We start from the raw sequence: 23,261 nt of genomic DNA on the forward strand, positions 1-23,261 counted from the left end.
CCCATGACCCGGCTGGACTACGAGGCGCTGAACTCGACGCTTCGCTACCTGATGTTCTCGGTGTTTTCGGTGCGACCCGGCGAGCTCGGCGACCAGCGGGATGCTGTCGTCGACGACGCCGCGACGTTTTTCAAGCAGCAGGAGGAACGCGGGGTCGTCGTGCGCGGCCTATACGACGTCGCGGGGCTGCGCGCCGACGCCGACTTCATGATCTGGACGCACGCCGAGCGCGTCGAGGCGCTGCAGGCCACGTACGCCGATTTCCGGCGCACCACCACACTGGGCAGGGCCAGTTCGCCGGTGTGGAGCAGCGTCGCGCTGCATCGGCCGGCGGAGTTCAACAAAAGCCATATCCCGGCGTTTCTGGCCGGCGAAGACCCCGGCAACTACGTCTGCGTGTACCCGTTCGTGCGGTCCTACGAGTGGTACCTGTTGCCCGACGAAGAGCGCCGACGCATGCTCGCCGAGCATGGCATGGCCGCCCGCGAGTACAAGGACGTTCGGGCCAATACGGTGCCGGCGTTCGCGCTCGGCGACTACGAGTGGATCCTGGCGTTCGAGGCACCCGAACTGGACCGGATAGTGGACCTGATGCGGGAACTGCGCGCGACCGACGCCCGGCGTCACACCCGGGCGGAAACGCCGTTCTTCACCGGGCCGCGAGTGCCGGTCGAGCAGTTGGTGAACGCGCTGCCATGACCACCCCGGACCCCACCGATCCCACTCGTTTCGAGGACATGTACCGCGACGATCGGCGGTCGCACGGCTTGCCCGCCGCCACGCCGTGGGACATCGGCGGCCCGCAGCCGGTGGTTCAGCAGCTGGTCGCGGTGGGCGCGATCAGGGGCGAGGTGCTCGACCCGGGCACCGGCCCAGGGCATCACGCGATCTACTACGCCTCCAAGGGCTATTCGGCCACCGGCATCGACGGGTCGGCCGCGGCTATCGAGCGCGCCAAGGAGAACGCGCGCAAGGCGGGCGTCTCGGTCAACTTCGAGGTCGCCGACGCGACGAAGCTGGAGGGCCTGGACAACCGGTTCGACACCGTCGTCGACTGCGCTTTCTACCACACCTTCAGCACCGCGCCCGAGCTGCAGAAGTCCTACGTGCAGGCGCTGCACCGGGCGACCAAGCCGGGAGCGCGACTCTATATGTTCGAGTTCGGCGAACACGACGTCAACGGCTTTAAAATGTTCCGGTCGCTGTCCGAGAACAGCTTTCGCGAAGTTCTTCCCCTCGGCGGCTTCGAGATCACCTACCTGGGCACCACCACCTACCAGGTCAATATCAGCGCCGAGACGATCGAGATGATGGCGGCGCGCAATCCCGATGTTGCCGAGCAAGCGGCCGAAATGCTGAAGCAGTTCCGGGCGATGGAGCCGTGGCTGGTCAACGGCAGGCTGCACGCGCCGTTCTGGGAAGTGCACGCCACCCGGGTCGACTGAGCCAGGCTTAGCGCCCTAGTCACAGGTGTCACTTCAGCACCGCCGCGGCTGCTACCAATCGTTTCCGGAAAGTGCTAACGCCAGCGCTATCACATCGTTGAAGCGACACACCCGAGCTTTCCCGTGACTGGTGGGGTTATTGAGGCAAGGGAAGCACCATCCGTTTCCGGCAAGTGCTAGCGCCGGCGCTATCGCATTCGCTGCGCCAACACATCGAACTTTCCCGTGACTAGTGGGACTGCTGCGACCGGCGGCCCGCGGGCCCTAACCGGCTAAGCCTTTGTCGGCACCAGGCGCAGCGAGATCGAGTTGATGCAGTAGCGCTGGTCCGTCGGCGTCGGATACCCCTCACCGGCGAATACATGACCGAGGTGGCTGTGACAGTTGGCGCACAACACCTCGGTGCGCGCCATTCCCATCGAATTGTCGGAACGCAGGATCACCGCGTCGGAGCTCGATGGATCGAAGAATGACGGCCAGCCGCAGTGTGACTCGAATTTTTCTGTGCTGCGGAACAATTCGGCCCCGCAGGCTCGGCACTCGTAGACGCCCTCGGTTTTGGTGTCGGTGTACTCACCGGTGAACGGCCGCTCGGTACCGGCGCGACGCAGCACGTGGAACTCTTCCGGGGTCAGTTTTTGCCGCCACTCGTCATCGGACAGCTCAAGCTTTGGACGGGTCATGCGTCCACGCTAGCGAAACTAGCGGTGACCCGCCGCGCCCGTCTCCGCTGCGGTTGCGATCATCGCGCGTTCCCGCTCGGCGGTCAGCCATGCCGGGTCGATGCCGCTGTCCAGCCGATCCTCCGCCTTGGCGTCCAGGTAGCGGTAGCAGAGCACGGTGAACACCACGATCAGCAGCAACGACCAGCCGTAGGTGATTTTCAGGTAGTCCAGGGCGCGGCCATATCGCATCGCCTTATAGATCAACCACTTGTCCAGCGTTATGAAGCCGTAGACACCGAGCCAGGCCGGCCAGTTGCGGATCAGCGAATTGGGCAGCACGACCGTCATCAGGAACGGGAACAGCATCATTGAGTAGTAACCCTGGGCCAGCGACAGCACCAGCCACGACCACAGCAGCAGCACACCGGCCGAATTGGTGAACCAAAACAGCGGATCCCTGGTGCGGTAGTAGCGGTTCAGCAGCCAAAGGGCGCCAATTGCCAGCAGCGTAAATAGAATTCGCAGGGACACTATCAGCCACGTCGGCAGCCCGAAGTACACCCCGTTGCCCTCGATCGAGCTGTTGAAATAGTCGCGCGTGCCCAGGATGTAGGGCAGCGTGCGGGTGAAGAAGTCCATCGGGTGGGGCACTAGCGGCAGCGCAATCAGATTGATAACGATGGGGACCGCGAAGGCGGCCACCAGCGTGCGCCACTGGCGGTTCAGCAGCGGCAACAACAGCAGTGGCCCGAGCAGGGGTTTGAGAGTCAGCGTCAGTCCTATCGCTAGGCCGGCCCACCACTGACGGCTGACTCTGCCGTCCAAAAGCCACCGCAGGAAGAGCATCTCAGCCAGCAGTACGCAGCCGTTGATGTTGGTGAACACCAGCGTGCTGGTCACCGTCTCGGTGCAGAACATGGCAAGCAGCAAGGCGGGCGCCGCGACCGAGGACAGCGTGAATTTGAACAACCGCAGCATCAAGTACCAGGCAAGCAAAATGGCGACGGTGTTGATCAGGATGAACAGGTAGCGCGACGGCGTGAAGGACAGATACCCGAATGGGGCCATCAGCAGTGTGCCGCCGGGCGGGTAAAGGTAGTGCGGGTCGACGTAGTCGAAGTGCTCGTTGTAGATGTCCCAGCCGCGCCGGAAGTTGAGCACCGCACGGTAAACGGGCTTGAAATCGTCGGTGATGTTCCCATTGGCCGTGAGCACGATGCTGCGGTGCAGCACCGACAGGATGGCCACCGGCCATAACACCGAGCGCAGCACAGTCGCCGCGCTGGGCGCACTGGTGGGGGGACGGAATGCGGCTTGTATCCAATCGCTGAAGCCGGTTCGGGTCGAGTCAGCTGCCGTCACGAGCGAACCGTACACCGGCCGGTCGCGCCGCCAACTGTTAGGCGGGGCAATAGGTGTCGGTGCCGGGCAGCTTGCCGGTGTCCAGATATGCGATCAGCGGTGGGACCGCGCAGGACGAATAGATGCTGGCGCCGTGGCCGATGCCCTGCCACATGACCCGCTTGCTGGCCGCGTTGGCATTGATGATGGTGGCCGCGGTGGCGGCGACGCCCTCGGAGCCCACGATCGGGTCGTTCTGCACCCCCATCAGCAAGACGTCAACCTTGAGGTCCTTCGGGGGCGGTGACGGCGAAGTCGTCGGCCAGTGCACGCATTTGACTAGGTTGAGCGCCGCGACCGTGCCGAACTGGGGATAGAGCTTCCCCCACGCGACCACCAGCTCGCGGACCCGGTCGGGGGTGGGGCGGTTGAGCGCATCGCTGCAGCCGTTGACGAACTGGCCGTCCGAATCCATGGTGGCGTCGGCGCGGTTGATCAAGCTGTTCAGTTGGTTGGTGTCGCCGGCGCGGGCCGACGCCAGCGCGTCGGACAGGCTCGTGGTGATGTTGGCGCGGCCGCCGGCGGGATAGCCCAGGGCGCTGACGATGGCGTTGGCCACCGACGCCACCGAGGCGCCGCGCGGACCCTTACCGGCACGGGCATCGGCGAGCAGCACGGAGACAGCGCCCTTCGGGTCGGGACCCAGCGAGCAGTTCATCGCCACGCACTGCGCGGCGAACGCATCGAGGGCGGCTTGCTGCCCCTTGACCTGCTGCTCGGCGGCGCCTTCGGCGTTGATCCCGAGCGAAACGGGGGAGTCGAGGATCAGTCTGGCAACTTTGTCGGGACGCGATCCGGCGTAAGCCAACGCCACCTGTGCGCCGTTGCCGATTCCGACCAGGGCAAGTGCGGGCACGTCCCACAGGTTGCGCAACCGCTCCAGATCGGAGGCGGCGTGGGAGTTGTCGTAGGACGATGCGCCCGGCGCCAGGGCGTCGGTGCAGTTCGTGGTCGCGGTGTTCGAGACGTTCGAGAGGTTGGCAACCGGGTCGTCGCCGGACTTGTACTGCGCCTGATCGCGCATCGTCTGGCGGTCGAAGCGGTCTCGGCAGTCGATGGGGCTCGACATGCCCATGCCGCGGCGGTCGACGGCGACGACGGGATGGCTGCGGAGCACGTCGGAACCGGCGCGGGAGAGCCAGACCGCCAACTGCGTCGACGAGGGCAGGTCGGCGCCGGTGGTGAAGACCAGCGGGCCGGCGTCGCGTGGAGTCTGACTCGACCGAGCGCGGACGGCGCCAATGCTCAACGTTCCCGATCCGCCGTTCACCGGGTCGAGGTCGGCGTCATAGGTAGCGCATTCCAACAGCAGGCCGGGCGGTGCGGTGACCCCGGCGTCGGCGAGCACCCGCTTGGTGCAGTCGCGCCAGGACAAGTCGTTCTTGGGCGCGGCGATCGGCGGCGGCCCGGCTGGCGGCGGCTTGGTAGTGGCCACGCCCTGCGGCCGGGCGCCTTTGTTGGTGGCGAAGCGCGGATCTGCGGGCAGCAGCGGGACGCAGCCGGACAACACCAGGCTCGTCGAGAGGGTCACCGCGACCAGGATCGCGGCAGACGTGGCGCGCCGACACATGCCGACCACAGTAGCCATATCCAAAGGGATCGACGCGTCAGCTCTTGATGTAGCGCGTGTACAGGTAGCCGGACGCATCAGTGAGAACGTGTGCACACCGCATCGGGGTCAACAGCTGGCCCGATCCGGTCGCGATCCGTGGGGCCAACCCGCCGACCAGGCAGGGCGCGATCGTCAGGCAGAGTTCGTCGAGCAGGCCTCGCTGGACGAACGAGCCGAGCAACATGGGCCCGCCCTCGGTGAGGATGCGTCGAAGACCGCGCGCTGCGAGGGTTGCCAGCACGGCCGCTTCGTCGACCTCGCCCGGATCGTTTGCTGAGCAATCGATTACCTCGGCCAGGCCGGCAAGCCTGTCGCGCGTCGAATCGGCGGCTTTCGTGCAGGTGAGGACCAAGGGCCGCACCTCGGTGCGGGTGAACACTCCCATGTCCCGGTCCAGTCGACCCGCTCTTGTGACGATCGCCAGCTGCGGGACCTCGCTTTGGCCTCGTGCTTGCCGACGCTGGCGCTGAGTGACGCTCAGATGCGCGCCCGAATACTTCTCGATGCGCACCGTGCCGGCGCCGACCAGCACGACATCGGCCAATTCACGCAGCAGATTGAAGATGAACTTGTCGCCGGGTGACGCCATCGCTGCGGTGGTGCCGGCCGCGGTGGCACCCCCGTCCGTGCTGGTGATGAAATTCGCTCGCAGCCAGACGCCGTCGTGCTCGGCCGGGTAGTCGTAGAACTGCGGCAATTCACCGTCATCGACTTCGCGCCCGGATTCGAGCAGCCTCAGTGCGGGCATGAGATTGATTGCAGCACGCCGCTACAGTGCCTGCATGCACGGGTCCGCTTCGCCGAATGCGCCCGGGCCGAATGCGCCCGGGCCGAATGCGCCCGGGCCGAATGCGCCCGGCCCGGTCGCTCATCTGGTGGACCGGCATCCGAGCGTGTCGCCGGAGCGACTGATCTCGCAATTGCGGCCGCCGCCGACGTTCGCCGATGTCAGCTTTGCGACGTATCGTCCCGACCCGGCGGAACCGACTCAGGCTGCCGCCGTCGCGGCGTGTCAGGACTTCTGCCGGCAGGCTGTGGAGCGACGGGCGGGCCGCAAGAAACTGTTGGGCAGGCGGGAGGTGCTGCCCGGCGTCGGGCTTTATCTGGACGGCGGGTTCGGAGTGGGCAAGACCCATCTGCTGGCCTCGGCGTACTACCAGCTGCCCGGTCCAGGACCCGAGGCGGCGCCGGAAAACGCCGAGGCGCCAAAGGCTTTCGCAACTTTCGGCGAACTCACACAGTTGGCGGGGGTGTTCGGCTTCGCCGAATGTATTGATCTGCTGGCCAATTACACCGCGGTGTGCATCGACGAGTTCGAATTGGACGACCCGGGCAACACCACGCTGGTTTCTCGGATGCTCTCGTCGCTGGTCGAGCGCGGTGTGTCGGTGGCCGCCACCTCCAATACGCTGCCCGAGCAACTCGGCGAGGGCCGCTTCGCCGCGCAGGATTTTCTACGCGAAATCAACACGCTGGCAAGCATTTTCACCACAGTGCGGATCGAGGGACCCGACTATCGGCACCGCGACCTGCCGCCGGCGCCTAAACCGTTGTCTGACGAGCAGGTCGCCGCGCGCGCGGCGGGTGTGGCCGGGGCGACCCTCGATGACTTCGACGCCCTGTGCCGTCATCTGGCCACCATGCACCCGTCGCGGTATCTGACCTTGATCGAAAACGTGACCGCCGTCTTCCTGACGGGCGTGCACGCGATCGACGACCAGAACGTCGCCTTGAGACTGGTATCGCTGACCGATCGGCTATACGACGCCGGCATCCCGGTGGTGGCTTCCGGGGCGAAGCTGGACACCATCTTCAGCGAGGAGATGCTGGCTGGTGGTTACCGAAAGAAGTATCTGCGGGCCACTTCTCGGCTGCTGGCGCTGACCGCCCAGGTAAATCAAACTCCCGGTTGAGGTCAGAGATTCCATTGGGCGAGGTGCACGCCGGTCTTCTTGTCCAGCAGCACAACGTTGGACACCGGATCACGGTAGGCGTCCCAATACACTTCGCCGCGCACGACGGATCCCTGCGGAGCGTTCACGAGGACGTTGTCCAGCGCGTCGGGTGCGTCGGATGTCCGGGGCTTGTAGGCGTCGGCGAACGGCGTCACGCCGTTGAAGCTGAAGTTGGTGGCCATGATGAACGAATTCGGTACGCGCACCGCGTGAATGGTCACGTCGGCGCGCTCAACGGTGCTGTCGGGAAAGCTCTTTACCGGGACGCCGGAGCGGGTGTAGCCGAATCCTGGCGGCGGGTCACACGGCGTGACGCTGCTGACCGTGACGTCTGCGACGTAGGTGCCGGTATCCACCCGCAACGTGTCGCCGATGTGGCCGATAGGCGCGTCGCTCGCCCAGGCACGCGGTGCGGCAGAGGTGAGTCCTGCGACGGTGACGACTCCCGCAACGGCGACTAGGAAAGTGGTCATGACGGCCAGCCAGCGGTGCATCGTTGCCTCCTCGGCTCCTTCGGCGGACCCTCGCATGATTGCACACGCGCCGCAGCAAAGGGGAGGTGTTGGCGTAGCTGGTCAGCCGTCCTGCGCAGCGTCCCGGCCGGGGCCGGTGACCGTGTTGCCGCTGGTAAGGGATTCCAGCGCGGCGACCAAGTCCACCTCGACGCGTTCTTTGTCCACGCCGCATCGGTGCAGTGGCCCGTCGCCGGCTTCAAGCTCGAGCAGCGCCATAAGCAGGTGTTCGGTGCCGATGTAGTTGTGGCCCAACCGAAGTGCTTCGCGGAAGGTCAGTTCGAGCGCCTTGCGCGCCGGGCCGTTGAACGGGATGAGTTCGGGCACCTCGGCGGCGGGCGGGGGAAGGGTCACGGCCGCCCGCAGCGTCTCGGCGTCGACGTGTTGCAGGTTGAGCAGGACGGTTGCCAGCGCGGCCGGGTCACTGAGCAGCCCGAGCAGCAGATGGTCGGGGGTGATCTCGCTGTTGGCGTTTTCGTGGGCGATGTTCTGAGCGGCGACGACGGCCCCGCGCGCCCTCGGTGTGAAGCGCCCGAAGCCTTGATCCGGGTCCAGCACGCTGGCTTCGGGGCGCGGCACGAACCGCTTCTGCGCGGCCTGCTTGGTGACGCCCATGCTCTTGCCGATATCAGTCCACGAGGCGCCCGACCGGCGCGCCTTGTCGACGAAATGCCCGATCAGGTGATCGGCGACCTCGCCCAAATGCTCGGCGGCCAGTACCGCGTCGCTGAGCTGTTCCAAAGCGTCGCTGTGGACGCGTTTGATCGCGCTGATCAACTCGTCGAGGCGGACGGGATAGGCGATCGGTGTCGGCTCGGCCATGCCGTCAACGATAGGTTGACGATGCGCGCGTCGTCAACTTCGGGTTGACGTACGGGCTGACCGCTTCCGGCGTGAACTGACGGCTTCCAGCGTGAACTGACGGCTTCCGATGTGAACGCAGGGCGGGAATCGGGCCGTGGACTCCGCCCAGGTTTCACTCGCAAAGCCCAGGATTCACCCGCAAAGCCCAGGATTCACCCGCAAAGCCGGAGTCGGTGGCGGCCCGTATTAGTTGCCCCTCAGAGGGCGAATCCGCCGCAGAGGATGCGACCGCTTCGCCGCTCTGCGACTATCAGGGCACTGTGAAGCCGCCGATCCTGACGCTGGCGGGCCTCGCCGTTGTGCTCGGCGTGGCCGGGCCCGCGTATGCCGACAGCACCGACGACGAATTCATCGCGACGATCCAGGCGGCCGGCATCAGCTTCCCGGACCCGGCCCGGGTGATCGCGGCCGGCAAATGGGTGTGCGAAACGGCCGGTCAAGGCACGCAGATGGTGGATGTCGTGAAGGACGTCCAACGCCTGAACCCTGGGCTCAGTCAGGAGAAGGCCGCGAAGTTCACGGCCATCGCGGCCAACATCTATTGCCCGAAAGCACTTTCGACGAATGTCGTCGACGGCGGTGGCGGCTCCTAGCGAGCAGCGCGTGACCGATTGTTAACACCCTGGCTACCGACATCCCGGTGAACGAAACGTGTCCTCAACATTTCGTACCTACCATCCTGTGACGGACTAGCCGCCACGCGGAGAGGAAGCAAACTTTGGACTTCCTTCAGGCGCAGTTGATCGATCCGCTTAGCGATGTCCTGAACACCCATGTCCTCGTCTACTTACTGATCGGTGCCGGCATCTATTTCACGTTGCGCACCAGGTGTATTCAGATCCGGTACTTCGGCCGCATGGTTGGCCAGCTTCGCAAATCCCACCGTCACGACGGTGGGATTTCTTCCTTTCAGGCATTCTGCGTCGGGCTGGCGTCACGGGTGGGCACCGGGAACATCGCCGGTGTCGCTATCGCGCTCACCGTCGGCGGACCGGGCGCGATCTTCTGGATGTGGGTCGTGGCCGCGGTCGGCATGGCCACCGCTGTCGTCGAAGCGACGCTCGCCCAGCTGTTCAAGGTCCGCTCGGGCGACGGTACTTTCCGGGGTGGCCCCGCGTTCTACATCCAGCGCGGGCTGCGCTCCCGGGCGGGCGGCGTCTTGTTCGCGGTGTTGCTGATGATCACGTTCTCGACCGCGTTCAACATGGTGGAGACGAACGCCATCAGCGGAGTTCTGAAGTCATCCCACGGCATCCCGGTCGGTTGGACAACGCTGGCTTTGGCCGTGCTCGCGGCCCCGGTGCTCTTCGGCGGTGTCCGCAGAATCGCCAAGTTCGCCGGAACGGTCCTGCCCGGGGTGGCGCTGGCGTATGCGGTGCTGGCGCTTGCGATTGTGGCAGCCAACATCACCCAGCTGCCGGCGGTGATCGAGCAGATTGTCGGCGGCGCATTCGGAATCAAGCAAATGGCAGGCGGTTTCGCCGGGGGCATCGCGGTGGCGATGCCAACCGGTGTCAAGCGGGGCCTGTTCGCCTGCGAGGCGGGGATGGGCAGTTCGCCCAACATCGCCGGTGCCGCCACCGTGTCACATCCGGTGGAGCAGGGGCTGATTCAGTCGCTCGCCGTTTTCGTCGACACCATGGTGATCTGCACGGCGACGGCGCTCATCGTGCTGATGTCCGGGCCAAGCGTGTACAACCCCGCTCATACCGGTTCGATCGCCGGTGCCAGCCTGACCGAATCGGCCGTCGCCGCCGGACTGGGCTCGTGGACCACCGTGTTGATGACCGCGGTGGTGTTCGTCTTTGCGTTCGCCTCGGTGCTGAGCAACTACGTGTGCGCAGAGGCCAACCTGTTCTTCCTGGGCGGCCGCCGCTGGGCGATACGCGCGCTGAAGCTCGTCACGCTGATGGCGATCGCGTTCGGGGCCATGTCCAGGCTGACGCTGGTATGGGCGCTCGCCGACCTCGCGATGGCACTGATGGCGATTGCCAATCTGGTCGCAATTTGCCTGCTGAGCCGGTGGGCGTTCGCGGCGGTGAAGGATTACCAACGTCAGTCGGAACTGGGCGTCGAGCCGATCTTCGTGGCCAGCGAGGCGGACCTGCCTGGCGTTCTCGAAGGAGACGTCTGGGAAATCCCGCAACGTCGCCCGGTCACCGCACTACCCGGAGCCCAGCCGGTTCGCCGGTCCGCACTCAGGTTGTCACGAGTTTCGTCGGCGGCGTAGGCGTCTCGCGTTCGCGCCATGAGATGCGTCGGCCAAGCCCCTCTGCCAAGATCAGGAAGTCATGAGACTCCTGCTGGTGCTGACAAGCGTCGCCGTCATGATCGGTATCGCCGCGCCGGCGCACGCCGACGACAACGATCAAGAGTTCCTCGCCGACCTGCGACAGGCCGGAATCACCTACCAGGACCCGGATCACGCGATAACGGCTGCCAAGTCGGTATGTCAATTGATCGACGAGGGAAAGTCGGCCGCGGACATCGTCACCGAACTGCGCAACCGCAACCCGGCATTCCAGGGAACCGGCGCCGCCAAGTTCACGACGCTCGCCGCCGCACATTACTGTCCCAAGTACGTCACCGGGGAGGACACCAGTCCGGCCCCGAAAGCCGGCAGCTGACCGGCATATCCGTTCTGCCAGGTATCGGGCTGCCCTAATGTTGGGGCCGTGGAAACAGCAGAGCAAACACCGTCGGTCATGCCTATGTCCCGCAAGGTGCTGTGCGGCGTCTATGCGGCGATCGCGCTCGCGGCGCTTGTCGCGACCTGGAGCCAGAACCTCGCATACGCGGGCAAGCCAGCCGGTTTTCTGATCGACTTCGTGAAAGACACCACCGTCACGGCGGCTTCGCGAAGCATCACCGCCGACATCCTCATGTTCGCCCTGGCCGCGACCATCCTGATGGTGATCGAAGCCAGGAGGTACCACATACGGTTCGTCTGGGCTTACATTCTGGGGTCCGCACTGATTGCGGTGAGCGTGACGTTTCCGCTTTTCCTGATCGCCCGCGAATTGCGTTTGGGCGCATCGGAATCACCGCGACTTCACGCAATGGATACGATCCTGCTCGGTCTGTTCGCCATTCTGACTGTGGCTCTTACGGTTTGGGTCGACGTGCGATGAGAACGAAGCTGGCCGCGGGCTTGATGATTGGTGCATTCTGGGGCGCTGCGCGGGCGGCGGCCGCACGGATCGAACAAAACCCGGATCCTTTTACCCGTGAGCAACTCATCGCCGAGCCCACGGGTGAGGAGACGCTGATAACCCGCCCGGACGGGACAGTGTTGCGGGCGCTGGCCGCGGGCCAGGGACCGCCGGTGGTTTTCGTGCACGGCTACACCGCCACCCTGGCCGAGTGGAACTTCGTGTGGGACAAGTTGCAGGCCAAGGGCTTTCGAGTCATCGCCTTCGATCAGCGCGGCCACGGGCGTTCAACTCTGGGCTCCGACGGCATCGGGTCGGAGCCCATGGCGGCCGATATCGCGGCAGTCCTGGAGCACTTCGACGTTCGCGACGGCGTGCTCATCGGACACTCGATGGGCGGATTTCTGACCATCCGTGCCATGCTCGACCATCCCGATCTGGCGCCGCGGCTACGCGGGCTGGTGCTCTTCGCCACGTGGGCGGGGCGCGTCCTGGACGGAGCGCCGCAGAACCGGCTGCAGATCCCGCTGCTGCAATACGGCGTCCTGCAGCAGATGCTGCACAGCAAGACCGTGGCGGTGCTGTTCGGCGCGGCGCAGTGCGGGAGGCGCCCCTCGCCGACGATGGTCTCGGCGTTCATCGAGTTGTTCAATCGACACCTCGACGACCACGGGTCGTTGCTACCGATCGTGCGGGCTTTCTCGCAAGAAGACCGATACCCGCGTCTAGGTGAAATCGCGGTGCCGACGGTGGTCATGGTCGGCTCTGCCGATCGGACAACCCCGCCCCACCACTCGCGCCGACTTGCCGCAGGCATTCCGGGGGCACGCCTCGTCACCGTTCCCGACGCCGGACACCTGTTGAATTGGGAAGCGGCCGATGAGCTGGTAGAAGTCATCGAATCATTTCCGGCACAAGAGGTTTCGACTGCGGAGCGGTGACTCGCGGGCCGGTCCAAAGGCGCTTCTGCGAGGTCTGGCGGCGGGTCGCTCCGACGCCGCGCCAGCGCGAATGCTCCGGCAATCATCTGCTTCAGGACGCCTCCCTACGCCACTGCCATACGTCGCTTGTGCGAAGTATTCGTGAACTTCTCGCGAAATCTTGAGGATCATGCCCGGGCGGGGTGGCCCCGCGGCGTGGGCACAACGCAGTATTACTTCCCGGATGGCCATCCGTTTACTACGGCAAGTGAAGGGAAGAGCTCCGAGCATGAGACAGGTCAGTCCGATCAGTGAGGAACCGGTACTAGCGCATCTTGAACGGCGACTGGTTCACGAGTTCCCCAGAGTCTCGCCCGAGCATGTCGACGCCGTCGTGCGGCGAGAGCACGCTCGATTCGACGCCAGTCCGATCCGGGGCTTCATCCCATTGTTCATCGAGAAACACGTTCGGGACGAACTGGGCCGCTCGACGTAGGGGCTGGCGAACGGGCTTCCGAAGCGTCTTAGCCTTTCCCTAGCGTTCGTTGCTGAGCGTCCGACAAATCTCCTTACGCCGGGCGGATGCATCAGCATTGCGACGCAATCCTTTTCCGTTCATTGGTACACGGCCAGGCCGCTCCAGGGCCATGATGAGTGGGTCGCGGTTTCAACTCTCCTAGTGTGACGGGAGCGGCAGATGACGAAGTTTCTCGTGTTGTATCGATCAGGTCAGTCGGCAGCGGATCAGATGGCGGGGGCCACCGCCGAAGAGCAGCAGGCCGGGATGCAGGAATGGATGGCGTGGGCCGGGAAGGCCGGATCGGCCATCGTGGACTTGGGCTCACCGCTGCAGCCGGCCGAGGGCACCACAGTCAGTGGCGACCCGATCGGCGGATTCTCAATCCTGCAGGCGGATTCTGCCGAAGCGTTGCGAGCGGTGCTGGAGGGTCATCCGCACAGCACCCACGGCGGCAGCATCGAGGTTTTTGAGTTCTTGCCGATTCCGGGCATGTAGCGCGGCGGCTTGCCTGATTCGAAGTGGATTCCCGCACCGTCTGATCTCCGGAAGGAGTTATTGGCCTCGGCGGCGGGTATGCGTGCAACCATGCGCATCATCCACGCCGTTGCGGCGGTCGGCACCGCCATCGCTGTCCCGTTGATCGCCCCCGCTGTGCTGCTGGAGGCGTCGTCGGCTCACGCTGACGACGACGGTTACCTCCGTTGCGTGGGAAACATTCCCAACATCCCGCTGACATCCCCCAGCCCAAACAGTCGGTACCTCGCTGGAACTATTGAGCAGGATCTGAAATCCGGCGTTTCCCCTGCTGCAGAAGCTCAGAAAGTTACGCAGATGGGATTCGAGCCGCGTGTTGCCAATGCGGTCGTGCGCTGTGTGATGCAGAACAACCCCTAGGAAAGCCAGCGAAAGCAGGCGTTCGGCTGGCCTGCGCGTCAACCAAGGGGCCCGGGCGGGTCTTGCCCGGGAGTCGCAGCCCCGATGTCGAATCCGCAACCGGGGCAGACCGGAAGTCCGTTCGTCATATTGTGCCCACAGGCAGGGCATGTCTGTGGGCCCGTGTCCGTCTTGCTCGTCACCACCCATAAGACGCCGAGAAGGACATCGACACAGAGCAAGATGAAGATCCCCATCCCGATTTTCGTGCCGATTGCTTCGCCAGCTCTGCAGCCATCGGAGTGTTGGTTCGAGCAGGCGTCGAATCCCGAGATGACATTCACGATCAGCCAGATGACGAACAAAACCTGCAGCCCGAGGATGCACCAGGTGATCGGGCGCCATGACGACACGGGTCCATTCTCCTCAAGGAGTAGCCGACGCTCGACTCTTTAGGTGACATCGACCACCGCGGCACCGGTCCCGACGGCCTTGACCGACTGCACGCCCGGCGGTCCTATCACTCGAAGGCGAGGACGCCGCGAATGTTTCTGCCCGCGCGAAGGTCTTTCATGGCCTCGTTGATGTCGTCGAGCTTGTATTTCTGGGTAACCAGCTCGTCGAGCTTTATCAAGCCCGCCTCGTACATCGACAGTAGTTTCGGCATGGCTTCGCGCGGGTTCATCTCGCCGTAGAGCACGCCTTTGAAGGTTTTGCAAGAACTGACCATGTCGCCGAGGAGCATCGGCACCATCATGTCGGTGAGTTTCGCCATCCCGGTCAATACACAGGTACCGCCCTTGCGCAACAACATCATCGCCATCAACACCATGTCCGCGGGCACAACCCCGGGGGTGAGAACGACGCGGTCGGCCATCACACCCCAGGTGATCTCCTTGACGAGTTCCAGTGCGGCACCGGTGTCCGCAGCGGTGTGGGTGGCACCGAACGTCGGTGCGACCTCCCGTTTGAACTCGTTGGGGTCCACGGCGACGATGTGCTTGGCGCCCGCGACCTTTGCGCCCTGCACGGCGTTCATGCCGATTCCGCCGACACCGACCACGACGACGGTGTCGCCCATTTCGGTACCTGCTGCCACCGATCCCGACCCGAACCCTGTTGTCACACCGCAGGACACCAGCGATGCTGCCTCCAGGGGGATCCAGTCATGGACTTTGACCAGCGAGCGCTCCGATGCCACCACGTACTCGGAGAAGGTGCCGACCTGCATCATCGCCATCAGGTCTTCGTCTCCGAGGTGGCGTCGCCGAGTGCCGTCGGTCGTCATCGCCTTGCTGTAGATATCGGCTCCCACGTCACACAGGTAGGTGTGGCCGGTGGCGCACCATCGGCAGTTGCCGCAGGCGGGCAGGAACGAGACGGCGACGTGGTCACCGGGTTTCAGCGTCGTGACACGTGGGCCGACCGCTTCGACGACGCCGGAGCCCTCGTGGCCGCCGAGCATGGGGAACCATTCGGGCACCGGAAGTCCGGAGGCCCGCATCATCTCTTCCATCTCCGCGGTCGGAACACTGTCACCGGTGTAGAAGTGCTCGTCGGAATGGCAGACCCCCGCGTAGGCCATCTTGACCAGAACTTCGCCGGCGCGCGGCGGATCGAGTTCTATTTCGGTGACTTGCCAGTCCACACCCACACCGCGCAACACCGCTGCCTTGGTCTTCATCGCGTCTCTTTCGTCGGAGCGTCGGCTCAGGACGCCGGCCAGCCGAGAGTCTTTGTCTCAGTGCAGATCTCGGTCTCGGATTCGACGAGCATGCCGTGGATCAGCATTCGCGATTTGTGGTTCACCATTGCCGGAGTTCCTTCACTGCGCCGGAGGCACGCGGGGCCAGCGTCAGGTGGGGAATGAAGCTGCTGGCGCCGCAGCGGATGACGGCGTTGACGACTTCGGTCAGATGTTCGTGGTCAACCAGACCGCCCAACATGTACTTGTTCTCCATCCAGTACTTGATGGCCGACTCTAGAACGCCAGGATCCCAGCTCTTGTTGAACTCGGTCTGGGCGTCGCCCGTCCCGCCCAGGCTGTCACCCACGGCGAGACGGGTGAAACCGATCTCCGGATGTTCGATGCGCCACGCTTCGACGAGCTTGTCCAGCGCCCCCTTGGTAACCGCGTACGCCCCGAGCATCGGCCACGGAGTCGTGTAGGAGGCACTCAGTGACGACAGGTATACGGCGGAGCCCGCCGCCGCGGTCAGGTGTGGCGCCGCCGCCGCGGTGACGAGCGAGGCACCGGTGACATTGGTGGCGAACAATTGCGCCCATTGCTCCGCGGTCACGTCGCGCAGTGGCGCCAGCACGCCCATGCCGGTCGTGTACACGAGGGCGTCGAGGCCACCGAGCGTGTCGACCACCTGGCTGATCGCCTGCCGGCAACTGTCGTTCACGGTGACATCGCAGGCGACGGCCACCGCGCCGTTGCCCGCTTGCCTGGCGGCGTCGACCAACCTGTCATATCGACGCGCCAGCAAGGCGACACGTGCACCCCGGTGAGCGAGCCCGGTGGCGATGCAACGGCCAAGACCGGAGGACGCGCCGACGACGGCGACCCGTAATGGTCCGTTCTCAGACATCGAGTCTGGCACTGACGGCTAGCATCGGGCTCCTTGCAGAGAGGTTGAGAGTGAGGTTATCAGCTACGCAGAGGCACTATTCTGATTTATGAAAATACACATTTCCATCCCTAGGGCGGCCGCCGGTGGCCGGGGCCAAATGATCACCGCCCCGACACTTTTGGGTCTTCGATGGCGAATGCGAGCAGGAGCCGGTCGAGGATCTTGGCGGCCCGACGGCGCGCCCTGGTCGGATTCGCGGCATGCGCCACCAGAAGCGAGGCCTCCTCGAGCGCCGCGACGAGCATGTGCGTCAGCTCTCCGACTGGTTGGTCGTCGATGACCCCCTCGGCGATCGCCTCGCGGACCACGTCGTTGATGAGGGCGATGCTGTTGCCCTCCTGGATTTCACGCAGGGTCTGCCAGCCCAGTACCACCGGCCCGTCGATGAGGATTACCCGCTGCACGGCGGGTTCTTGTGCCGCTTCGAGAAACCCGTGCAGCCCGCTCGTGAGCCGCTCCCACGGATCCGCCCCCGGCGGGGGAGCGGCGATGGACCGAAGCGTGAGGTCGTTCTCGACGTCTTCGAAGACGGCCCGAAACAGCTCGGCCTTGTCCTTGAAGTGGTGGTAAAAAGCACCGCGGGTGCCGACGCCTGACTTCGTCACGAGGTCGCCGATGCTCGTATTGAAGAATCCGCGTTCCACGAACAGTTCTCGGCCCGCATCGATGAGGTCGCGACGGGTCTTCTCGCCGCGGGCGCGCCGATCGTCGTCCGCGCCACCGCGCTTCGCCATGCCGACGATCGTATCAACATTCAAACTGTATGTTGTATGTTGCCGCTATGGGAGACGACGAGGTACGCGCATACGGTTCGGTCGCTCCGTTGAAAGTCGGCTTGCTCAACGACTATCCGACCACCGGTGACACAGACAATGACACAAACAATGACACCGTCGACGCGCTTCGGCTGGTGATGGACGAAGCGCTTTCCTCCGGACTGCTCGACCGGCCGATCGAACTCGTCACGCGCAACGTGGTCGGCCTGCCCAACGGCACATACCTTGCGGTCGAACGCGCCTTCGACGAGCTCGTCGCGGAGGGTTGTCTGGCCATCTACGGGCCATGGGTATCGGACAATGTGGTGCCACTGCGTTCCCACGTCGAAGCCACCGCCCGGGTTCCGATCCTCACTCTCTCGGGGTCGGAGGGCGCGCTCGGCGACTGGTGCTTCGCGCTGAACAACGGCTCGATGGCCGAGGAGCCGGTGATGTTGGCCGCCGTGATGATCGGCGATGGCCGCTCGCGGATCGCCATTGCCCACGAGTCCTCCCTGATCGGCAAGGAGTATCTCGCCTTCGCTCAAAAGGCATACGGCGCAGCGGGTTTGAAGGTCGTTGCCACCGTGGAGATACCCCAGGTGGAAGCAGACAAGTCCAACGCGGTCACCGCGCTGCGCGCATCGGAGCCCGACGCGGTCGTCCATGTCGGGTTCGGGCACGGCCTGTGGGGCTTCACAGATGCGCTGCTGGCCGCGGGCTGGGATCCGCCGCGGTACACGACGACGGCTTTCGAAATGGCCCATATCAGTGCGGAGTGGAGGCGGCACCTGTCAGGCTGGGTCGGTCTGGACAGCTACGACGAGCGCAATATCGTCGGGCAGGCCTTTCTCGGCCGCTTTGAGGCGCGATATGGTCGTCGGCCGGCGCACTCGATGCCGGGCCTGTCCCACGACGCGGCCACCGTGATCGTGCGTGGCCTCGCCGCCGCGCGCCCGCTGACCGGAGAGGGCGTGAAGAACGGTATGGAGCAGGTGAAGCTCGTGCCGGCGGCCAGCGGCGCGCCGGGAACGTTCCTGCGGTTCGGTCGGTTCATCCGGCAGGGCTGGATGGGTTCGGACTACCTTGTGGCCCGGCGGGTGCTGCCCGACGGCAGCGCACACGTCTTCCACGCGGCGCCCAGCGATCACCTCGCACGCGCGGTCGCTCACACCTCAAGCTAATTGGATCGCGCCGAACACCGGCGCGGTCACAATGCCTGGCGGTTGGGCAAGCACGTCAGGAATGGCACGAACCGCGCACATTGCGATCATTAGGTGGCCTGCCATGGCGTGCCGGCCCGTCGGCATCTGAGTGTCTGACCCCACGTCGAGCTGGAGTTCGAAGCTCGGCTCCCCTTTGATGACCGCGCGGATCAGCGGCGCCTTCTCGCCGGGCGCCAGCGGTGCCATGCCCCACTGGGGAAGGTCGCGGGTGAGCACCCACTCTTCGTGGATGGCCAGCAGCGGACGCCCCGACCAATGACCGACCCACGAGAACCGCTGCCCGACAACCGCTCCCGCCTCGATCGTGCCGGCGAGGACCTCGATATCGTAAGGCAGCGTGGTCGCGTCGACCGCCACGTCGATGTGCGACAGACTGATCCCGAGGACGTCGGCGGTGGCATTGAGCGCCTGGCGGTAGGCCATGTCCAGCTTCTTGATGATCGGGGAATCGTCCCTGACGTCCTCGGGTGGCCGCCCCATGCCCATCAGGTCGACCAGCATCGGCCGACTGTCGACGGCGGAGACGTCGGTGGCCTCATACAGGTCGATCCGGTCGATCGTCTTGCTCAGTCCGGTCACGGTCGCGACGAGCCGCTCGAACATGAACCCAGGGTTCTCCCCGGCGGCGTGGAACCGTGTTCCGCCACGGCGGCAGGCCTCGGCGAACGCCGACTGGGTTTCCGCGCCGTAGGTGGGCAGGTGGTTGTAGGACGTCGTGGTGATGACCGTGCTGCCGGCCGCGAGCAGGCGGCAGATGTCCTCGGCGTTGGTGTCGACGGCGTGGGCCTTGCTGGCCGCGTGCACGACGACATCGGCGCCCACGGCGATGATCTCGTCCTTGACGGCCGTGGCGATCACGCCCGTCGTCGGCGGCAGCCCGCACAGCGCGCCGGCGTCGAGGCCGGCTTTGGCCGCGTCGTACACCAGCACGCCCACCAGCTGATAACGGGGATTCTCAATAAGCTCCTGCAGGGCGGCGCGGCCGACCGCACCGGTCGCCCATTGCGCGACTCGAATAACCAATCGAATGCTCCAGGTTGCGCTTTCGCGAGTGTTTCGGGCTACTGGTCGCTTCAACCTACATCATGTAGGTTTGCAACCGACAAGATGTAGGTTGACCGACCGTATGGGAGGCGGCGCGTGGGGGAGCCGACGGTTACCGACGATATCGATCGGCGCATCCGCGAGGCACAGGAGAAGTTCAACGCCGGCATGGGCGCCGACGGCGATGCGACCCCATACCCGCTGCTGCGCGAACTGCGCGCGAAGGCGGCCGTCCACCCGGGCTGGCCGGAGATGGGCGTTCCCGCGGGCGGGCCGGACGGCAAGCAGACGTTCACGGCGTACTCGTTCGACGCCGTCAAAGGCGTTTTCACTGACAACATCACGTTCAGCACCCGGATCTACGAGGACATGGTGCGGCCGCTGCAGGGCCCGACGATCTTGGAAATGCAGGAGCCCGAGCATGCCACCTACCGCAGGCTGCACGAATTCGCCTTCGCCCGCTCGTCGATGAAGCGTTGGGACACCGAGCTTGTCGGGCCCCTCGTCGATCGCACGATCGCGAAATTCCGCGACGACAAGCGTGCCGATTTGGTCGATGCGGTCTTCATGCCCATTCCCGTACGGATCATCGCGGCCCTGCTCGGGCTGCCCGAGTCCGACATCGGGGAGTTTCACCGGCTGGCCATCGACTTGCTGGGCTTTCGCGCCGACATGGCAACCGCGATGGAAGCGTCGGCAGCGATGAAGGAATACTTCGTCGGAGTGCTTGCCGACCGGCGCGAGTCGCCGAAAGACGATATGGTGACCATCCTGTCGCAGGCCGAGATCGACGGCGTCAAGATGTCGGACGAGCAAATTTACGGGTTCATGCGCAATCTGCTGCCCGCAGGTGCGGAGACCACGTCTCGATCGACCGCCAGCCTCGCATTCGGACTGCTGACCCACCCCGACCAACTCGACGCGGTGCGTGCCGACCGTAGCCTGTTGCCGCAGGCGATCGAGGAGGGCATCCGGTGGGAGACGCCGCTGTTGAACTTCATCCGCGAAGTCAGCACCGACACCGAATTCTTCGGGGTCCACATCCCGAAGGGATCGACGATGATGGTGAACCTGGGTAGTGCCAACCATGACGAGACGCGCTGGGAGGACGCCGAGTCATTCAACATCTTCCGGGAACGCAAGCCGCACATCGGGTTCGGCCACGGCGCACACGTGTGTCTGGGAATGCACTTGGCCCGCCTGGAGAGCATCAAGATCTTCAATGCGCTGCTCGATCAATTGCCGGGGTTGCGCCTCGACCCCGACGCCGCACCGCCGTATGTGAGCGGCACGATGTTCCGTTCGCCGCCGCATCTCGATGTGGTGTGGGATTGATGAGACTGCCCGACATGCTGTGACATGACGAAGACCGTTAACACTGGTAGGGATTCGGATTTCGCCGAGCCGGTTGAGGCAGGCGGTTCGCTTACGTTGTCCCGGGTGTGTTGGGGACTCTTCGTCATCGGCTACCTGATCTTCGCCGTTGTGACCGTCGCGAGCATGCAATCGGGCACTCAAGGGGACCTCCGGACCACCAACCCAAACCCGGGTCCGGCGCCCTATCCGGCGTTCCTCGGTTTCGATAACTGGCCGCTGGCAGTCTCTCTCAGCTCCATTCCGATGGGGATCGGCTTAATCGCAACGCTGGTGTGGCTCTCGGTGCGACAGCGCAAGATGCACTGGACGGCGGTGATCGCGTTCGCCGGCCTGATCACCGGCGCGCTAGATCCGCTCGCCAACTGGGCGACGTTCGCGATCTTCGACCCGCGCATGCTGCACTTCCCGCTGTCATGGCCATATGTGAACATCGCGCCGAATCTAGAGCCCGCGCTGTCCTTCCTCGGGGGTTATGCGGCTTACTACCTCCTGACCGGAATGGGGATATCGCAGCTGCACCACCGATTTTTGGATCCGATGGTTCGGCGCACGAGTTGGCTTGCGCGCCATCGTCTCATCGGCGTCTTCCTCGGCGCGTTCGTCATTGCCATACCGCTCAACGGGATCGTCCAATTCGCCTGGATGAAATTCGGCATCTTCTACTACACCGAGGCGGTCGGGCCGACGCTGCGGATCGGCCATATCCATTTGCCGCTCATCATGGCGGTGTACGACTCGTTCATTTTCGCGATGGTCGCCGTCATGTGCGTCCGCGACGACGACGGTGAGTTGGTAATGATCAACCGTATCGGCCGCCGGCTACCGGCGGGACCGGGTCGCAGCACGGTCACGCTGACTCGCCAGCTTCTCGTCTCGGCTTCGGTGGGCCTCGTATCGTTCGGCATACCGCTGGCGGTGCTGTCTGGGCTGCGGGCTGCGGGACTGTCCGAACCCGCATACGAACAGAACCCGTATCCGACCGTCAAGGTGTACGACCCTTACGGGCACCTGGAGAAAGCGGGCAAACCGGGACCCTTCTCCAGGTAAGCCTTGCCGATGTTCGCTCGGTTTTGGATATGCACTTGAGTCAGAGGCGCGTTGGTGCGCTCCGAGGAGCGCAGAGTCTAAGCGCTCGCAACGGGAGGTAGTGAATCTTGACCAATCAACCGGAAGTCAGTCCATGCCGAGTGGTGCACGTCGGTACCGGCTTGACCGGTAGGGAGGCGCTGCGCGCAATAATCAAGGACCCCGCCTTGGAGCTCATCGGTGTCAAAGTGTCCACGCCTGAGAAGGCCGGAGTGGATGCGGGGCGCCTCTGCGGTGAGGGTGATACCGGAGTGCTCGCGACCGGCGACCTTGCAGCGGTGCTAGCCCTCGCACCTGACTGCGTGGCTTATTGTGCGACTGCTGTGCGGCGCGAGGACGAGGCAATCGCCGACATGGCGGCCTACCTCGCGGCGGGAATCAATGTCGTGACGATCTCCACTATTCCGATGGTCTACCCACCCGCGGCGCCGGCGGAATGGCGCACCGTCCTGGAAGCTGCAGCAAAGAAAGGCAATTCGACGTTCTACGCGACCGGCGGCGAGCCGGGATTCGTCAGCCTGAATCTTCCTACCGCGTTGCTGACCGGGGCTGGCCGGGTGGACAGCTATCGTATGGACGAGTACGCCGTGGACTTGGATAAGTCCTACCCGATATGGGATGTCCTGCACGATTCGATGGGTTTCGGGAAGCCCGATGGTCACGTGCCCATTCGTATCTCCTCAGGAAAAGTCAACAAGGATTGGGAGACGGTGGTGCGCTACATCGCCGATGTCCTTGGACTGAAACTGGATGCAATCGAATTGGATTGGGAGACTTTGCTTGCGCCAACCGATCTGGATACGGCGGTAGGCGTGATTCCGGAGGGGACAATTTGTGCGCATAGGTGGCAACTATCCGGGCTTATCGGCAAGCGGCCTGCAGTTGCAGTCCAGTATTTTGCAACAGTCAGTTCCACGCCGTGGCCGGAGCGGTGGCCCAGGCCGGCGCGCAAGGGGCAGGGCGGGATGGTATTCAGAGTCGAAGGCAACCCCAGCATGAGTTTGGAGTTGTATTTCGAGCATTCAGCTGAAGACCGAGTGAACCCTGGCGTCGTCGTGACTGCGCTGGCCGCAATCAGTGCGATTCCTGAGGTGGTGACCGCACCAGCGGGACTGTTGACAAATCCCTTAGCGGGCCCCCCGATCGTAAGCCGTCAATCCCGCAGTTAGATCGGCATGTTCATCGACTAGCCGAATCCAACGCGTGGCGCTGTGCGGT

At 64.5% G+C, this 23,261-nt stretch carries 25 protein-coding genes; 15 read left to right on the plus strand and 10 right to left on the minus strand.

The window, feature by feature from the left end:
• Positions 1-3: 3 nt before the first annotated feature.
• Together hemQ and A5791_RS02285 are read left to right on the plus strand one after the other, a co-directional pair.
• Positions 4-699 carry a hydrogen peroxide-dependent heme synthase gene (gene hemQ, locus A5791_RS02280; RefSeq protein ID WP_067230355.1) on the plus strand — a complete coding sequence of 232 codons (696 nt, stop codon included), beginning with the start codon at positions 4-6 and terminating at the stop codon, positions 697-699.
• Positions 696-1,445: a class I SAM-dependent methyltransferase gene (locus A5791_RS02285; RefSeq protein ID WP_067230358.1), complete on the plus strand. Its 750-nt coding sequence runs from the start codon at positions 696-698 to the stop codon at positions 1,443-1,445. The genes hemQ and A5791_RS02285 overlap by 4 nt, the downstream gene beginning before the upstream one ends.
• A gap of 272 nt (positions 1,446-1,717) precedes the next feature.
• Here the strand turns inward: A5791_RS02285 and msrB are convergent, their stop codons facing one another.
• The 4 genes from msrB to A5791_RS02305 are packed head-to-tail and all read right to left on the minus strand — an operon-like array spanning position 1,718 to position 5,871.
• Positions 1,718-2,128 (minus strand): peptide-methionine (R)-S-oxide reductase MsrB, encoded by a 411-nt coding sequence (gene msrB, locus A5791_RS02290; RefSeq protein WP_067230362.1) that lies wholly within the window; start codon positions 2,126-2,128, stop codon positions 1,718-1,720.
• Positions 2,129-2,146: 18 nt separating this feature from the next.
• A complete protein-coding gene (aftC, locus tag A5791_RS02295) occupies positions 2,147-3,487 on the minus strand; it encodes an arabinofuranan 3-O-arabinosyltransferase (protein WP_067230364.1) in 1,341 nt (446 codons plus the stop codon).
• Positions 3,488-3,509: 22 nt separating this feature from the next.
• Positions 3,510-5,099 carry an alpha/beta hydrolase gene (locus A5791_RS02300; RefSeq protein ID WP_082966693.1) on the minus strand — a complete coding sequence of 530 codons (1,590 nt, stop codon included), beginning with the start codon at positions 5,097-5,099 and terminating at the stop codon, positions 3,510-3,512.
• 19 nt (positions 5,100-5,118) lie between these two features.
• Positions 5,119-5,871, minus strand: coding sequence for a pyrimidine reductase family protein (locus A5791_RS02305; RefSeq protein WP_067230367.1), 753 nt, complete (start codon positions 5,869-5,871; stop codon positions 5,119-5,121).
• Here A5791_RS02305 and zapE point away from each other — a divergent pair.
• On the plus strand, positions 5,870-7,036 hold the full coding sequence (gene zapE, locus A5791_RS02310; RefSeq protein ID WP_067230370.1) for a cell division protein ZapE: 1,167 nt from the start codon (positions 5,870-5,872) through the stop codon (positions 7,034-7,036). The two genes, A5791_RS02305 and zapE, sit on opposite strands and share 2 nt — an antisense overlap.
• A gap of 2 nt (positions 7,037-7,038) precedes the next feature.
• Here the strand turns inward: zapE and A5791_RS02315 are convergent, their stop codons facing one another.
• A complete protein-coding gene (locus A5791_RS02315) occupies positions 7,039-7,572 on the minus strand; it encodes a hypothetical protein (protein ID WP_156660961.1) in 534 nt (177 codons plus the stop codon).
• An 81-nt stretch (positions 7,573-7,653) separates the two neighbouring features.
• Positions 7,654-8,412: a Clp protease N-terminal domain-containing protein gene (locus A5791_RS02320; RefSeq protein WP_067230372.1), complete on the minus strand. Its 759-nt coding sequence runs from the start codon at positions 8,410-8,412 to the stop codon at positions 7,654-7,656.
• Positions 8,413-8,714: 302 nt separating this feature from the next.
• Here A5791_RS02320 and A5791_RS02325 point away from each other — a divergent pair, with 302 nt between their 5' ends.
• The 8 genes from A5791_RS02325 to A5791_RS02360 all read left to right on the plus strand — a co-directional run bounded on the left by A5791_RS02325 (position 8,715) and on the right by A5791_RS02360 (position 13,940).
• Entirely contained in the window at positions 8,715-9,047 is a 333-nt protein-coding gene (locus tag A5791_RS02325; protein ID WP_231995772.1) for a DUF732 domain-containing protein, read from the plus strand.
• 125 nt (positions 9,048-9,172) lie between these two features.
• The gene (locus A5791_RS02330) at positions 9,173-10,684 is read left to right on the plus strand and encodes a sodium:alanine symporter family protein (RefSeq protein ID WP_067230377.1); all 1,512 of its coding nucleotides are present in this window, start codon (positions 9,173-9,175) and stop codon (positions 10,682-10,684) included.
• 61 nt (positions 10,685-10,745) lie between these two features.
• Positions 10,746-11,081: a DUF732 domain-containing protein gene (locus A5791_RS02335; RefSeq protein WP_067230380.1), complete on the plus strand. Its 336-nt coding sequence runs from the start codon at positions 10,746-10,748 to the stop codon at positions 11,079-11,081.
• Positions 11,082-11,129: 48 nt separating this feature from the next.
• Positions 11,130-11,585 (plus strand): DUF2834 domain-containing protein, encoded by a 456-nt coding sequence (locus tag A5791_RS02340; RefSeq protein WP_369828010.1) that lies wholly within the window; start codon positions 11,130-11,132, stop codon positions 11,583-11,585.
• The gene (locus tag A5791_RS02345) at positions 11,582-12,547 is read left to right on the plus strand and encodes an alpha/beta fold hydrolase (protein ID WP_067230387.1); all 966 of its coding nucleotides are present in this window, start codon (positions 11,582-11,584) and stop codon (positions 12,545-12,547) included. The genes A5791_RS02340 and A5791_RS02345 overlap by 4 nt, the downstream gene beginning before the upstream one ends.
• A gap of 268 nt (positions 12,548-12,815) precedes the next feature.
• The gene (locus A5791_RS02350; protein WP_082966694.1) at positions 12,816-13,022 is read left to right on the plus strand and encodes a three-helix bundle dimerization domain-containing protein; all 207 of its coding nucleotides are present in this window, start codon (positions 12,816-12,818) and stop codon (positions 13,020-13,022) included.
• A 201-nt stretch (positions 13,023-13,223) separates the two neighbouring features.
• Positions 13,224-13,541 carry a YciI family protein gene (locus A5791_RS02355; protein WP_067230391.1) on the plus strand — a complete coding sequence of 106 codons (318 nt, stop codon included), beginning with the start codon at positions 13,224-13,226 and terminating at the stop codon, positions 13,539-13,541.
• A 90-nt stretch (positions 13,542-13,631) separates the two neighbouring features.
• Complete coding sequence (locus A5791_RS02360) at positions 13,632-13,940, plus strand: hypothetical protein (RefSeq protein ID WP_156660957.1); 309 nt, start codon at positions 13,632-13,634, stop codon at positions 13,938-13,940.
• Between the two features lie 499 nt (positions 13,941-14,439).
• Here the strand turns inward: A5791_RS02360 and A5791_RS02370 are convergent, their stop codons facing one another.
• The 3 genes from A5791_RS02370 to A5791_RS02380 all read right to left on the minus strand — a co-directional run bounded on the left by A5791_RS02370 (position 14,440) and on the right by A5791_RS02380 (position 17,289).
• The gene (locus A5791_RS02370; protein ID WP_067230400.1) at positions 14,440-15,603 is read right to left on the minus strand and encodes an NDMA-dependent alcohol dehydrogenase; all 1,164 of its coding nucleotides are present in this window, start codon (positions 15,601-15,603) and stop codon (positions 14,440-14,442) included.
• Between the two features lie 121 nt (positions 15,604-15,724).
• The gene (locus tag A5791_RS02375) at positions 15,725-16,513 is read right to left on the minus strand and encodes an SDR family oxidoreductase (RefSeq protein ID WP_067230403.1); all 789 of its coding nucleotides are present in this window, start codon (positions 16,511-16,513) and stop codon (positions 15,725-15,727) included.
• Positions 16,514-16,656: 143 nt separating this feature from the next.
• Positions 16,657-17,289: a TetR/AcrR family transcriptional regulator gene (locus A5791_RS02380; protein ID WP_067230407.1), complete on the minus strand. Its 633-nt coding sequence runs from the start codon at positions 17,287-17,289 to the stop codon at positions 16,657-16,659.
• Between the two features lie 47 nt (positions 17,290-17,336).
• Between A5791_RS02380 and A5791_RS02385 the strand changes: the two genes are divergently transcribed.
• On the plus strand, positions 17,337-18,494 hold the full coding sequence (locus A5791_RS02385) for an ABC transporter substrate-binding protein (protein ID WP_067230410.1): 1,158 nt from the start codon (positions 17,337-17,339) through the stop codon (positions 18,492-18,494).
• On the opposite strand, the gene A5791_RS02390 is transcribed toward A5791_RS02385, so the two are convergent.
• A complete protein-coding gene (locus tag A5791_RS02390; protein WP_067230413.1) occupies positions 18,486-19,559 on the minus strand; it encodes a dihydrodipicolinate synthase in 1,074 nt (357 codons plus the stop codon). The genes A5791_RS02385 and A5791_RS02390 overlap by 9 nt on opposite strands.
• 117 nt (positions 19,560-19,676) lie before the next feature.
• Between A5791_RS02390 and A5791_RS02395 the strand changes: the two genes are divergently transcribed.
• The 3 genes from A5791_RS02395 to A5791_RS02405 all read left to right on the plus strand — a co-directional run bounded on the left by A5791_RS02395 (position 19,677) and on the right by A5791_RS02405 (position 23,212).
• On the plus strand, positions 19,677-20,915 hold the full coding sequence (locus A5791_RS02395) for a cytochrome P450 (RefSeq protein WP_067230416.1): 1,239 nt from the start codon (positions 19,677-19,679) through the stop codon (positions 20,913-20,915).
• Between the two features lie 24 nt (positions 20,916-20,939).
• Positions 20,940-22,004, plus strand: coding sequence for a spirocyclase AveC family protein (locus tag A5791_RS02400; RefSeq protein WP_067230419.1), 1,065 nt, complete (start codon positions 20,940-20,942; stop codon positions 22,002-22,004).
• Between the two features lie 107 nt (positions 22,005-22,111).
• Positions 22,112-23,212 carry a dihydrodipicolinate reductase gene (locus A5791_RS02405; RefSeq protein ID WP_369828011.1) on the plus strand — a complete coding sequence of 367 codons (1,101 nt, stop codon included), beginning with the start codon at positions 22,112-22,114 and terminating at the stop codon, positions 23,210-23,212.
• Positions 23,213-23,261 lie beyond the last annotated feature (49 nt).

This window comes from Mycobacterium sp. 852002-51163_SCH5372311 (genome assembly GCF_001667115.1).
In the GTDB taxonomy this organism is placed as follows: domain Bacteria; phylum Actinomycetota; class Actinomycetes; order Mycobacteriales; family Mycobacteriaceae; genus Mycobacterium.